General features: G+C 59.3%; 15 protein-coding genes. 4 read left to right on the top strand and 11 right to left on the bottom strand.

Translation table 11 applies throughout. From position 1 onward, the window contains the following. Positions 1 to 8 precede the first annotated feature (8 nt). Both WCL58_RS07930 and WCL58_RS07925 read right to left on the bottom strand, forming a co-directional pair. A complete protein-coding gene (locus WCL58_RS07930; RefSeq protein ID WP_025303676.1) occupies positions 9 to 290 on the bottom strand; it encodes a PTS sugar transporter subunit IIB in 282 nt (93 codons plus the stop codon). A gap of 92 nt (positions 291 to 382) precedes the next feature. After that, entirely contained in the window at positions 383 to 826 is a 444-nt protein-coding gene (locus WCL58_RS07925) for a PTS sugar transporter subunit IIA (RefSeq protein WP_038876423.1), read from the bottom strand. A 310-nt stretch (positions 827 to 1,136) separates the two neighbouring features. Here WCL58_RS07925 and WCL58_RS07920 point away from each other — a divergent pair, with 310 nt between their 5' ends. After that, entirely contained in the window at positions 1,137 to 2,156 is a 1,020-nt protein-coding gene (locus WCL58_RS07920) for a LacI family DNA-binding transcriptional regulator (RefSeq protein ID WP_038876425.1), read from the top strand. Between the two features lie 54 nt (positions 2,157 to 2,210). Here the strand turns inward: WCL58_RS07920 and yfcD are convergent, their stop codons facing one another. Both yfcD and yfcE read right to left on the bottom strand, forming a co-directional pair. Beyond that, the gene (gene yfcD, locus WCL58_RS07915; protein ID WP_004936086.1) at positions 2,211 to 2,756 is read right to left on the bottom strand and encodes an NUDIX hydrolase YfcD; all 546 of its coding nucleotides are present in this window, start codon (positions 2,754 to 2,756) and stop codon (positions 2,211 to 2,213) included. Between the two features lie 99 nt (positions 2,757 to 2,855). Then, entirely contained in the window at positions 2,856 to 3,407 is a 552-nt protein-coding gene (gene yfcE, locus WCL58_RS07910; protein ID WP_038876428.1) for a phosphodiesterase, read from the bottom strand. 233 nt (positions 3,408 to 3,640) lie between these two features. Between yfcE and yfcG the strand changes: the two genes are divergently transcribed. From yfcG to WCL58_RS07895, 3 genes are all read left to right on the top strand, one after another. Beyond that, positions 3,641 to 4,270, top strand: coding sequence for a GSH-dependent disulfide bond oxidoreductase (gene yfcG / locus WCL58_RS07905; RefSeq protein WP_055317045.1), 630 nt, complete (start codon positions 3,641 to 3,643; stop codon positions 4,268 to 4,270). 111 nt (positions 4,271 to 4,381) lie between these two features. Beyond that, entirely contained in the window at positions 4,382 to 4,753 is a 372-nt protein-coding gene (gene folX / locus WCL58_RS07900; protein WP_025303682.1) for a dihydroneopterin triphosphate 2'-epimerase, read from the top strand. Between the two features lie 16 nt (positions 4,754 to 4,769). Further along, on the top strand, positions 4,770 to 5,684 hold the full coding sequence (locus WCL58_RS07895) for a TIGR01777 family oxidoreductase (protein WP_087763410.1): 915 nt from the start codon (positions 4,770 to 4,772) through the stop codon (positions 5,682 to 5,684). 7 nt (positions 5,685 to 5,691) lie between these two features. On the opposite strand, the gene hisP is transcribed toward WCL58_RS07895, so the two are convergent. The 7 genes from hisP to cvpA all read right to left on the bottom strand — a co-directional run bounded on the left by hisP (position 5,692) and on the right by cvpA (position 11,786). Then, entirely contained in the window at positions 5,692 to 6,465 is a 774-nt protein-coding gene (gene hisP, locus WCL58_RS07890; RefSeq protein ID WP_038876434.1) for a histidine ABC transporter ATP-binding protein HisP, read from the bottom strand. 21 nt (positions 6,466 to 6,486) lie between these two features. Further along, positions 6,487 to 7,191 carry an ABC transporter permease gene (locus WCL58_RS07885; protein ID WP_038876436.1) on the bottom strand — a complete coding sequence of 235 codons (705 nt, stop codon included), beginning with the start codon at positions 7,189 to 7,191 and terminating at the stop codon, positions 6,487 to 6,489. After that, a complete protein-coding gene (locus tag WCL58_RS07880; RefSeq protein ID WP_049200166.1) occupies positions 7,188 to 7,874 on the bottom strand; it encodes a histidine ABC transporter permease HisQ in 687 nt (228 codons plus the stop codon). Before WCL58_RS07880 ends, WCL58_RS07885 begins: the two co-directional genes overlap by 4 nt. An 82-nt stretch (positions 7,875 to 7,956) precedes the next feature. After that, positions 7,957 to 8,739, bottom strand: coding sequence for a histidine ABC transporter substrate-binding protein HisJ (hisJ, locus tag WCL58_RS07875; RefSeq protein WP_019453740.1), 783 nt, complete (start codon positions 8,737 to 8,739; stop codon positions 7,957 to 7,959). A 303-nt stretch (positions 8,740 to 9,042) separates the two neighbouring features. Then, positions 9,043 to 9,615, bottom strand: a complete 573-nt coding sequence (locus tag WCL58_RS07870; protein ID WP_336850834.1) for a UbiX family flavin prenyltransferase — start codon at positions 9,613 to 9,615, stop codon at positions 9,043 to 9,045. A 131-nt stretch (positions 9,616 to 9,746) separates the two neighbouring features. After that, positions 9,747 to 11,264: an amidophosphoribosyltransferase gene (purF, locus tag WCL58_RS07865; protein WP_049200165.1), complete on the bottom strand. Its 1,518-nt coding sequence runs from the start codon at positions 11,262 to 11,264 to the stop codon at positions 9,747 to 9,749. 21 nt (positions 11,265 to 11,285) lie between these two features. Further along, a complete protein-coding gene (gene cvpA, locus WCL58_RS07860; RefSeq protein ID WP_004936119.1) occupies positions 11,286 to 11,786 on the bottom strand; it encodes a colicin V production protein in 501 nt (166 codons plus the stop codon). Positions 11,787 to 11,960 lie beyond the last annotated feature (174 nt).

The following is an 11,960-nucleotide window of genomic DNA, read 5'->3' as shown; positions in this document are numbered from 1 at the left end:
CGTTTTATTCAGATGATTGAGTGGGCTTCGAAGTAAGCGCGCAGCTTGGCTTCCAGCTCATTAATGTCGATGATGTTGCTGATCACCACCAGCTGCTCGGCCGGTACGCTGGCGCTGTCGGCGATGTCTTTCGCCATCACGAACACGTCGGCGGCGCCGGGGGTGGCGGACGACAGATCGGAGTGTTCGACCTCGGCCTCCACGCCCATCTTTTTCAGCACCTTTTTAATGTTCATTTCCACCATAAAACTGCTGCCGAGACCGGAACCGCAAATCGCCATGATTTTCATAATATCCACCTGTTGAATTTAGCGTGTAGGGTAGCGCCGCCGGTCATATTCCCGGCGTTGTTAGCATTAATAGTGTTCCTGGTGATTAAGCGTTAATAGCGGGCGATAATATCCTCGATTTGCCGTTTATCTTTGGCGTGAAATAACGCCTCCATGGCCTGATTGTCTGAAAATAATTCCGCCAGTTGCGAAATCAATTCGATGTGGCTGTCGCCGTCGGGCGCCGAAAGCATCACCACCACCTGAACTGGATCGTTATCCGCGGAATGAAAGTTCACCCCCTGATGGATCTTCAACAGCGATAATCCCAACGCGTTGGCGCCCTCTTCGGGCCGGGCGTGCGGCATGGCGATGCCCGGCGCCAGGACAAAGTAAGGCCCGAGCTTCTCCTGCTGATGAAAGATGGCCGTCAGGTAATTCGGCGTGATCACGCCGTCTTGCAGCAGCGGCTGCGCACTCAGCGTTACCGCCTGGCGCCAGTCCTCCACCCGTTCGCACAGCTGTATATGATCGGCGGTCAGCCACTCTTTCAGCACGTTACCCTCCTAAAGGTTGATGGTTTCGGCCGGTGATTAATTCACCGACGACGGTAAAACTTTAATCAACCCCACCCGGCCACACAGTGATGGATATCACAAAGATAGCGCTACCAAAGCGCTATCATGCAGATCTGTGATAGCGCTATCAAAACGCCGCGCCGCGGCATGGCGTTAACCACAATTTTTTCTCGCTCTTTCGGGTAACGGGGTAGAATGTGCCGCATACGGGGATCGTCGAAGCCGCGCCGTCGGCTTCCCACCCTCACCATTTTTATGCGCCGCGCGCGCATTTCAGTCGGGATTAGGCATGTCGATCGGTAAAAAACGACGCAGCACGGGCAGGGTGACGTTGGCTGACGTAGCGCAGCTGGCGGGCGTCGGCACCATGACGGTGTCGCGCGCGCTGCGCACGCCGGAGCAGGTTTCAGACAAATTGCGCGAGAAGATTGAAGCCGCAGTGAGCGAACTGGGGTATCTGCCCAACCTGGCCGCCAGTTCGCTGGCGTCGGCCTCGTCCTACACCATCGCCATGGTGGTGCCCAGCCTGTCCGAATCCGGCTGCGCCGAGATGTTCGCCGGCCTGCAGAAAGTGCTGCAGCCGGCCGGTTATCACATCATGCTGGCGGAGTCGCAGCATCACCTCGAACGCGAAGAGAAATTGCTGGAGACCCTGCTCTCTTACAACCTGGCGGCGGCGGTGCTGCTCAGCGTCGAGCATTCGCAAAATGCCCGCAACGCGCTGATCGCCGCCAACATTCCGGTGGTGGAGATCGGCGCCGTGCGCGCCGATCCTATCGACATGAGCATCGGCATCGACTACGTGGCGGCCATGTATCAGCTGACGCAAACGGTGATCGCCAGCGGCTACCAGAACATCGGGCTGCTGTGCGCCAATCAGGAACAGTGGATCTTCCAGCAGCACCTGCAGGGCTGGCACAAGGCGCTGCTGCGCAACCATATGTCGCCGCATCGGGTGATCAACGCCGCGCAGCCCGCTAGCTTCAGCACCGGCGCGCAGCAGCTGCCAGAATTCCTGCTGGCTTGGCCGGAACTGGACGCATTGGTGTGCGCCTCGGACGAACTGGCCGGCGGCGCGCTGTATGAATGCCAACGGCGGCGCATCAAGGTGCCGGACAATCTGGCGGTGGTGGGGTTCGGCAACAGCGAGTTCAGCCGGGTCTGCCAGCCGCCGCTGACCACCATGACCATTCCGCATCGCGACATCGGCATTCAGGCCGGCCAGGCGCTGCTGGCGCGCCTGAACGAGCAGCCCTGGCTGCCGGCAGGCTCCCTGCCCGCCACGCTGTGCCGCCGCGACAGCTGCTGAATCCGCGCCATAAAAAAAGCCGGTCGATGACCGGCTTTCTCACGCGTTGGCGTCTCAGTGGTTGTCGAGCGGCTTACCGTAATCCTGTTCGTTGTTGCGCGTCAGCCACAGCGACAGCGCCTTCAGCGAATCCGGGGTAAACTCGTCGCAGCGCGCGGTGATCTCTTCCGGCGTCAGCCAGCACACCTCGGCCACTTCTTCTTCCTGCAGCGCGAACGGGCCGTGCGATACGCAGCTGAACAGCGCGCCCCACACCCGGCACTGCTCTTCTTCGAAGTAGAACAGACCGTGTTCGGCGAAAGGCACACCGGCAATGCCCAGCTCTTCTTCCGCCTCGCGGCGCGCCGAATCCAGCACGTTTTCACCGCTTTGCACTACGCCACCCGCCGTTGCGTCCAACCAGCCCGGGTAGAAGTCCTTGATCTCGGTGCGACGCTGCACCAGAATTTTTCCCATCCCATCATGCACCACAATATAGGTAGCACGATGACGCAGCCGCTCCGCCCGCATCTGTTGACGACTGGATTGCGCGATCACCTCGTTTTGCTCGTCGACGATATCAACCCATTCGGTATCTGCAGCCTGACCCTGTTCCGCCATCCTCTAAAACCTTCTATTTTGGCGCGATGCATCCCGCGCGCTGGTTAATCAATGAGTGTTTTTCAAAGATTTTTATTGTGTGTGTATAAATTAGTGCGTTTAGCGTGTTAACGCCACTTCCGCGACGACCTTGCCGTCGTCGAGCGTCAGCACGCGCAAAGTGCCCCGATCCAACATGCCGTAGCTGGCCGGAAAGCCCCCTTTGGGAATGCTGACCGAGCCCGGATTGAAGCAATAGATCTCACCCTGCCGCTCCGCCTGCGGCAGATGCGTATGGCCGTAGGCCAGGACGTCACCGCGGGATAATGGCGGCAGTGCCGAGGGATGATAAAGGTGACCGTGGGTCAAAAACAATCGTCTTTTTTGCAGTAAAACCTGTTGCCAGGGCGCCTCGATGGGAAACGTCAGCAGCATCTGATCGACCTCGCTGTCGCAATTGCCGCGAACGGCGATGATCTTGTCGCTATAGCGATTCAATCGTTCGGCAACCTGAGCGGGCTGATACCCGGCCGGCAGCGCGTTGCGCGGGCCGTGATTCAGCAAATCACCCAGAAGAATCAACCAGTCGGCGCCGTTTTGTTCGAACAATTCCAGCACGCGTTCGGTGGCCGGCAGCGATCCGTGAATATCCGAGGCGAACATCAGCTTCATAACCTTGTCCTATAGAGGGAAATAAGCGCCATTTTACCGCGCCGGCGCCGTGCGGCAAACCGCCGTCCGCCCCGGTGGAGAATTGTGATCCAACCGCGCAGATAGCATCGGACGAATCCCACATAGCCTGCTATCCTTAGCTGCTATTGTTGGATCTCTGATATACCTTTGTGCGCGGCGAAGACCGCAGCAACGTGTAATGAATTACAGATCACCTTACCGCAGGAGGCAACATGATTGACCTGTATTACGCGCCTACTCCCAATGGTCACAAGATCACCTTGTTTTTGGAAGAGGTCGGCTTACCCTACCGTATCCATCGCGTAAACATCAGCGCCGGCGAGCAGTACAAACCGGACTTTCTGAGCATTTCTCCCAACAACAAAATCCCGGCGATCGTCGATCAGCAACCGGTGGACGGCGGCGCGCCAATCAGCCTGTTCGAGTCCGGGGAAATCCTGCTGTATCTGGCGGAGAAAACCGGCAAGCTGTTGAGCAAGGGCCTGCGCGAACGCGCCGCCACCCTGCAGTGGCTGTTCTGGCAGGTGGCCGGTTTCGGGCCGATGCTCGGGCAGAATCACCACTTCAACCACTACGCGCCGCAGCCGGTGCCTTACGCCATTGAGCGCTACCAGCTGGAGACCAAGCGGCTGTACGGCGTGCTGGAAGCCGAACTGCAAAAGCACCCGTACCTGGGCGGCGACAACTACAGCATCGCCGATATCGCCACCTACCCGTGGGTGGTGTCGCATCCGCGCCAGCGCATCGATCTGGCGGATTACCCGGCGGTGCGCAACTGGTTCGAGCGCATCAGCAACCGCCCGGCGACCGAGCGCGCCTATAAGCTGGCTGAACAGGGCTAACCCCCGCTCCCCGACTCCCCGCCGCCGGGGAGTCACATCGCCCCTGCGTTATCATTTCCCTACTTTCCGTGTATTCTGAACGCCAATAATCAGACCTATGGAGAATCGCTGATGTCTTTCAGTCAACCCGACGCCGTTATTCGCATTAAAAATCTGCGGTTGCGCACGTTCATCGGTATCAAGGAAGAAGAAATCAACAACCGACAGGACGTCCTGATTAACGTGGTGATCCACTACCCGGCGGACAAGGCGCGCAACAGCGAAGACATCGCCGACGCGCTCAACTACCGCACCATCACCAAAGCGATCATCCGCCATGTGGAAGATAACCGTTTCGCGCTGCTGGAAAAATTAACGCAGGATGTGCTCGATATCGTAAAAGAACATGCCTGGGTGACCTATGCTGAAGTGGAGATAGATAAACTTCTGGCCCTGCGCTACGCCGATTCGGTCTCCATGACCATGAGCTACCGCCGGGACTAACTCAGGGAGGTCGACCATGCGGATCCTGATCACCGGCGCAACGGGATTGATAGGCAGCAGCCTGACGGCCAGGCTGCTGGCGCTTTCTCACCACATTACGGTGCTGACGCGAGACGAACGGCGAGCCCGGGCCAGGCTGGGCGACCAGCCGAGCTATTGGCAAACGCTGGACGACCGGCAGTCGCTGGATGACTTCGATGCGGTGATCAATTTGGCCGGCGAACCTATCGCCGACAAGCGCTGGAGCGCACAGCAGAAACAGCGGCTGTGCCATAGCCGCTGGGATCTGACCGAGCGGTTGGCGCAGCTTATCAAGGCCGGCAGCACGCCGCCCGGCGTGCTGATTTCCGGTTCCGCCGTCGGCTACTACGGCGACCAGGGGCAGGCGGTGGTCACCGAAGAGGAGCCGCCGCACGACGAATTCACCCACCAGCTGTGCCAACGCTGGGAAGCGCTGGCGCTGCAGGCGCAGAGCGACGCCACCCGGGTCTGCCTGCTGCGCACCGGCGTGGTGCTAGCGCCACAGGGCGGCGCGCTGGCTAAAATGCTGCCGCCGTTCCGCTTCGGGCTGGGCGGCCCGATCGGCGACGGTCGCCAATACCTGCCGTGGATCCATCTCGAAGACATGGTCAACGCCATTATTTATCTGCTGGATCACGCCACGCTGACCGGCCCGTTCAACATGGTCGCTCCCTACCCGGTGCATAACGAACAGTTCGCCGCCCAATTGGCCAACGTGCTCGATCGCCCGGCGTTTCTGCGGGTGCCGGCGTTCGTCATGCGTTTGTTGATGGGGGAAGCGGCGGTGCTGGTGCTCGGCGGCCAGCGGGCGGTACCGAAGCGGCTGGAGGAGGCCGGCTTCCACTTCCGCTATCTGGAGCTGGAACAGGCTCTGGATGACGTGATTAATCAGCGGGCCGAAGCCCGCTGATCTGAAGTTACTTCAACGCGCCGGACAGGAACTGCTGCAGGCGCGGGCTTTTGGGGTTGCCGAACAGCTCGGCCGGCGGCCCCTGCTCTTCAATCAACCCTTTGTGCAGGAAGATCACGTGGTTGGAAACGTGGCGCGCAAACTCCATTTCGTGCGTCACCACCACCATGGTTTTCCCCTCCTCCGCCAGCTTCTGCATGATACGCAGCACCTCGCCCACCAGCTCGGGATCCAGCGCCGACGTCGGCTCGTCAAACAGCAGCACTTCCGGCTCCATCGCCAACGCGCGGGCGATAGAAACGCGCTGCTGCTGGCCGCCCGACAGGTGCACCGGGTATTTGCCGCGCGCCCGCTCATCGATACCCACCTTATCCAGATAGCGAACCGCGCGCTCGTGCGCTTCGGCCTTGCTCAGCCCCAGCACCTGCACCGGCGCCTCCATCACGTTCTCGAGCACCGTCATGTGGCTCCACAGATTGAAATGCTGGAACACCATGGTCAGGCGGGTGCGCAACAGTTGCAGCTGCTTTTTGTCGAACACCTTCAGCTGGCCGTCTTTGTCGCGCACCATGCGAATGTCTTCGTTGTTCAGGCTGATCGAGCCTTCGCTCGGCTTCTCGAGGAAGTTGATGCAGCGCAGAAAGGTGCTTTTGCCGGAGCCGGAGGAGCCGATGATGCTGATCACATCCCCGGCGTTGGCCGCCAGCGAGACACCCTTCAGCACTTCGTGGTCGCCATAGCGTTTATGCAGTTCCGTGACGGCTAATTTATTCTCAGACATGGTTTTTCTTCCCGTCATTTATCAGTGACTAACGTGTGCCATCCAGCGTCTTTCAGCCTTGCGGAACAGGCTGATTAACACGTAGGAGATGATCAGGTACAGCACCGCCGCGATGCCGAAGGCGTAGAACGGCTGATAGGTCGCGGCGTTGATGTCGCGCGCGATCTTCAGCAGATCCGGCACGGTGGCGGTAAACGCCAGCGCGGTGGAGTGCAGCATCAGGATCACTTCGTTGCTGTAAGCCGGCAGCGCGGTGCGCAGCGCCGAAGGCAAAATGATGCAGCGATACATCTTGAAGCGCGAGAAACCGTAGGCGTTGGCGGCCTCGATTTCACCGTGCGGCACCGAGCGGATGGCCCCGGCGAAGATCTCGGTGGTATAGGCACAGGTGTTGAGCGTCAGCGCCAGGATGGTGCAGTTGAGCCCGCTGCGGAAAAATGCGTTGAGAAACTCGCTGCCGCGCACGATCTCAAGGCTGTACATGCCGGAGTAGAACACCAGCAGCTGCACGTACAGCGGCGTACCGCGAAACACATAGGTGTAGAGCCACACTGGGAAACGCACCCAGCGGATGGAAGAGACGCGCGCCACCGCCATCGGGATCGCCAGCAGCCCGCCCATCACCACCGAGGCGATCAGCAGCCACAGCGTTACCGCCACGCCGGTGAAGCGGTAGCCGTCGCTCCACAGCAGCGACTGCCAATACTGTTGCAGGATCTCAATCATAGCTCGGCCCTCTTGACGCCCAGTGAGTAACGCCGTTCAAGCCACAGCAGCACGCCGTTGGAAACGGTAGTGAAGATCAGGTAAACCACGCCGGCCACGATGGCGAAGAAGAACGGCTGATAGGTGCCTTTCCCCGCCAGCTGCGTGGCTTTCACCACGTCGTTCAGGCCGAGGATCGACACCAGCGCCGTCGCCTTCAGGATCACCTGCCAGTTGTTGCCGATGCCCGGCAAGGCGAAACGCATCATCGCCGGGAACAGAATGCGCCGAAAGATCTGCGCGCCGCTGAAGCCGTAGGCCGTCGCCGCTTCGATCTGTCCTTTCGGCACCGCCAGATAGGCACCGCGGAAGGTCTCGGTAAAATAAGCGCCGTAGATAAAGCCGAGGGTAATGATGCCGGCGCCGAGCGGATCGATATCGATCTGCGCGAAGCCCAGCAGCGTGGTGATGTTGTTCAGCGCGATCTGCAAACCGTAAAAGATCAGCAGCATCAGCACCAGATCGGGCACGCCGCGGATCAGCGTGGTATAGGCGCCGAACAGGCCGGAGATAAAGGGGTTATGAGACAGTTTGCCACCGGCGCCGATCAGACCGATCACCACCGCCAGCACCACGGAACTGAGGGCCAGCTCCAACGTCACCAGAGCCCCCTCGAAAATCAGTTGGGAATAGCCTTGCAGCATCTACTTCACCCTGTGGTCTAGGATCCGAACCATCGGGGCCGGCGCACCGGCCCCGCAGTCACAGCATGGAACGGGAAGCGGATTACCCGCCGTAGACGTCAAAGTCGAAGTACTTTTTCGCGTATTTGTCGTAGGTGCCGTCTTTACGCATCTCGGCGAAGGCTTTGTCCAGCGCCGCTTTCAGCTCGGTATCGGTCTTGCGCAGCCCCATGCCGGTGCCGACGCCGAAGAACTTGTCATCCTTCACCGATTCGCCGGCGAACGCATAGTCTTTGCCCGGCGGCTGTTTCAGGAAGCCGTCGCTGCCCGCCACTTCATCCTGGAAGGCGGCATCGATACGGCCGGAGGCCAGGTCGGCATAAGCCAGATCCTGGTTCTGGTAAGGCACAACGGTCACCCCTTTCGGCTGCCACATGGCGTTGGCGTAGGCTTCCTGGGTGGTGCCCTGCAGCACGCCCACGCTCTTGCCTTTCAGCGCTTCGGCGGTCGGCAGCAGCTTGGAGCCCTTCGGCGCGATCAGACGCGCGTTGGCGGCATACAGCTTGTCGGTAAAGGCGATTTCCTGCTGGCGTTTTTCAGTGATGGACAGCGAAGAGATAATGGCGTCAATCTTCTTCGCCTTGAGGGATGGGATCAGCGCGTCGAAGTCGCTCTCCACGAAGGTGCATTGGGTATTGATGCGTTTGCACAGCTCTTTGGCCAAATCGATGTCAAAGCCGACCAGCTCGCCTTTGGCGTTTTTGGATTCAAACGGCGCGTATGTCGGATCGGTGCCAATCTTCAGCGTGGAAGGAATGGCGGCAAAGGCGCTGCTGGCGGCGCTCAAAGCCAGAACTAACGGCAAAATCAAAACCCGCTTTTTCATAAATTACCCTCAAATTGATTTTTTTGATGCCACTACGGGCATTACTTTCCCCACCAAATCAATTTGCAGTAATCGTGCCACATTCGGTGCTACGGGCGGAGGGAACGGCTCCGGCCTTCACAATACTGTTTCCTGGGACGATAACCGCAAAATTAAATCGGCCGGTCGGGGCCGCGCCACTGGCAGCCGCGACAAGGCGGCGCCATGAAACAGTGAGCGTGATGAAGTGGGATCATTATGGTGCATACTCCGCCCCAATTCAGTGCGGTGTTGCACAAATGTACCAATTTAGGGATAAAACTGTTAATTAGCACCCTGCCAGCGGGTGAACAGGTCGGTCGGCAGTTCGATATCAAACTGATCGATCACCCGATTGACGGTCTGATCGATGATGTCTTCCACGTTTTTCGGCTGGTGGTAAAACGCCGGCACCGGCGGCATGATCACCGCCCCCATCTCCGCCGCCTGGGTCATCAACCGCAGGTGCCCCAAATGCAGCGGCGTTTCCCGCACGCACAGCACCAAACGGCGGCGCTCTTTGAGCACCACGTCGGCGGCACGGGTCAGCAGCCCGTCGCTGTAGCTGTTAACGATGCCGGACAGGGTTTTGATCGAGCAGGGCAGGATTGCCATGCCCAGGGTCTTGAAGGAGCCGGAGGAGATGCCGGCGGCGATGTCGCGCGCGTCGTGCACCACATCGGCCAGCGCCTGCACTTCACGCAGGCTGTACGGCGTTTCCAGCGCCAGCGTCTGTCTTGCCGCGTTGCTCATCACCAAATGGGTTTCCACCTCTGCGACGTCGCGCAAAACCTGCAACAGGCGCACGCCGTAGACAGCGCCGCTGGCGCCGGAAATGCCGATGATGAGTCGTTTCATGGAAAATGGCCTCTGCCGTAAAAAGTAAGATCAGGCAGACTTTGCCGCAATGGCGAGGGATAAGCAAGTCAGAGGAGCAAGGTGCACCGCCGCAGACGCGGCGATGCACCCTGAGGGATCAACGCAGGCGGTTAGCCTTCGTTGTGCAGTTCCAGATTTTCCGCTTCGGTTTGCACCCGCAGCGCCTTGGCGTCGTCGCTGCGCAGCGACTCCAGGTATTCCAGATAGCTTTGGTCGACGTCTTTGGTCACGTAGATGCCGTTGAACACCGAACATTCGAACTGGGTGATGTCCGGGTTCTCTTCGCGCACCGCTTCGATCAGATCGTCCAGGTCCTGGAAAATCAGCCCGTCGGCGCCGATGATCTGGCGGATTTCATCCACTTCACGCCCGTGGGCGATCAGTTCGTTGGCGCTCGGCATGTCGATGCCGTAGACGTTCGGGAAGCGCACTTCCGGCGCGGCGGAAGCCAGATACACGCGCTTTGCGCCCGCTTCGCGCGCCATCTCGACGATCTGTTCCGACGTGGTGCCGCGCACGATGGAATCATCCACCAGCAGCACGTTCTTGTCGCGGAACTCGGCGCGGTTGGCGTTCAGCTTGCGGCGCACCGACTGGCGACGCGCCTGCTGGCCCGGCATGATGAAGGTGCGGCCGACGTAGCGGTTCTTCACAAAGCCCTGGCGGTATGGCTTCTCGAGAATGCGCGCGATCTCCAGCGCGATGTCGCAGGAGGTTTCCGGAATCGGGATCACCACGTCGATGTCCAGATCTTCCCACTCGCGGGCGATCTTCTCACCCAGCTTCTGGCCCATGCGCACGCGGGCGCTGTAGACCGAGATCTTGTCCATAAAGGAGTCCGGGCGCGCGAAATAAACGTATTCGAACAGGCACGGGTTGGTTTTCGGGTTCTCCGCGCACTGGCGGGTGAACAGCTGGCCCTTGGTGGTGATGTACACCGCTTCGCCCGGCGCCACGTCGCGCAGGAACTCAAAGCCCAGGGTATCCAGCGCCACGCTCTCCGAAGCCACCATGTACTCGCTGCGGCCATCCTCCAGCGTGCGCTTGCCGATCACCAGCGGACGAATACCGTTCGGATCGCGGAACGCCAGCAGGCCATGACCGATGATCATCGCCACGCAGGCGTAAGCGCCGCGCAGTTGCTGATGCATGGCGGCGACCGCGGTAAAGATGTTGTCGGCCTCCAGCGGGTAGTGCGGGAAGCGGTCCAGCTCGCTGGCCAGCACGTTCAGCAGGATTTCCGAGTCGGAGGTGGTGTTGACATGGCGGCGGCCGCTTTCGAACAGATTTTGGCGCAGCTCATGGGCGTTGGTCAGGTTGCCGTTGTGGGCCAGCGTAATGCCGAACGGCGAGTTGACGTAGAAAGGCTGGGCCTCAGAGGCGCTCGAGCTGCCGGCCGTCGGGTAACGCACATGGCCAATGCCCATGTTGCCCTGCAAGCGTTGCATATGGCGCGCCTCAAACACATCCTTCACCAGGCCGTTGGCTTTACGCAAACGGAACCCGTTGTGGGCGTCAATGGTGACGATGCCTGCGGCATCCTGGCCACGGTGCTGAAGCACCGTCAGCGCATCATAAATCGACTGGTTTACCGGCATGAAACCGGCGATACCGACAATACCGCACATGTTGTCTTTTCCTCATCAGCGCTACCGCCCCGGCAATTGGGTCGGCAAGAAACTCGACGTGCTCTGCAGGTAGTCAAAGAACCACCTGATGACGTAACTGAACTGGGGAATGAGCTGCGACTGTTTCCAGTCGGCGCTTTGTGAGAAGCCGGTAAAGGTGTCCAGGAAGAACAGGATCGCCGCGACGATCAACACTCCGCGCAGCGCGCCGAAGCAGATGCCCAACACGCGGTCGGTGCCCGACAACCCGGTTTTCTCTACCAGTGAGCTAATCACATAGTTAACAATAGCCCCTACGATCAAGGTCGCGATGAACAAAATCGCGATCGCGATGCCGTTTCGCACCAGTTCATCTTCAAAACGAGTGAAATAGACCGCAAGGTAAGAGTAGAAATGGCTGGCAACAAAAAACGCACATCCCCATGTCACAAGTGACAATGCTTCGCGAACAAACCCTCGGATCAGGCTCACCAGAGCCGAAAATCCAATCACCGCTATAATGACGTAATCAATCCAGACCATGAACTATTCCAATGATGAATCGCCCCTGCATCCAATTCGCGGCGAATTCTAACAGAAAAAGAAAACGTTTGCGTAGGGGATTTCCTACCACGTTACAAATAAAAAGCGGCGATCAAAAAATTCCCAATCGCCGCGCCTACATAGGTGATTTCGCCTGTAAAAGGCGCGGTTTTT

Origin of the sequence: Serratia sp. TMDUHS_CL, assembly GCF_037137105.1 — a bacterium.
GTDB lineage: Bacteria > Pseudomonadota > Gammaproteobacteria > Enterobacterales > Enterobacteriaceae > Serratia > Serratia nevei.
The sequence above is the reverse complement of the archived record's forward strand: the minus strand, read 5'-3'. Positions and strand labels throughout refer to the sequence as shown.

Excerpts from the sequence above, each read along its gene's own strand:
- WCL58_RS07885 (WP_038876436.1), bottom strand. The coding sequence starts at position 7,191 with ATGATTGAGATCCTGCAACAGTATTGGCAGTCGCTGCTGTGGAGCGAC.
- cvpA (WP_004936119.1), bottom strand. The coding sequence starts at position 11,786 with ATGGTCTGGATTGATTACGTCATTATAGCGGTGATTGGATTTTCGGCT.
- WCL58_RS07870 (WP_336850834.1), bottom strand. The coding sequence starts at position 9,615 with ATGAAACGACTCATCATCGGCATTTCCGGCGCCAGCGGCGCTGTCTAC.
- purF (WP_049200165.1), bottom strand. The coding sequence starts at position 11,264 with ATGTGCGGTATTGTCGGTATCGCCGGTTTCATGCCGGTAAACCAGTCG.
- yfcD (WP_004936086.1), bottom strand. The coding sequence starts at position 2,756 with ATGGCGGAACAGGGTCAGGCTGCAGATACCGAATGGGTTGATATCGTC.
- hisP (WP_038876434.1), bottom strand. The coding sequence starts at position 6,465 with ATGTCTGAGAATAAATTAGCCGTCACGGAACTGCATAAACGCTATGGC.
- WCL58_RS07895 (WP_087763410.1), top strand. The coding sequence starts at position 4,770 with ATGCGGATCCTGATCACCGGCGCAACGGGATTGATAGGCAGCAGCCTG.
- WCL58_RS07930 (WP_025303676.1), bottom strand. The coding sequence starts at position 290 with ATGAAAATCATGGCGATTTGCGGTTCCGGTCTCGGCAGCAGTTTTATG.
- WCL58_RS07920 (WP_038876425.1), top strand. The coding sequence starts at position 1,137 with ATGTCGATCGGTAAAAAACGACGCAGCACGGGCAGGGTGACGTTGGCT.
- hisJ (WP_019453740.1), bottom strand. The coding sequence starts at position 8,739 with ATGAAAAAGCGGGTTTTGATTTTGCCGTTAGTTCTGGCTTTGAGCGCC.
- yfcE (WP_038876428.1), bottom strand. The coding sequence starts at position 3,407 with ATGAAGCTGATGTTCGCCTCGGATATTCACGGATCGCTGCCGGCCACC.
- WCL58_RS07880 (WP_049200166.1), bottom strand. The coding sequence starts at position 7,874 with ATGCTGCAAGGCTATTCCCAACTGATTTTCGAGGGGGCTCTGGTGACG.
- yfcG (WP_055317045.1), top strand. The coding sequence starts at position 3,641 with ATGATTGACCTGTATTACGCGCCTACTCCCAATGGTCACAAGATCACC.
- folX (WP_025303682.1), top strand. The coding sequence starts at position 4,382 with ATGTCTTTCAGTCAACCCGACGCCGTTATTCGCATTAAAAATCTGCGG.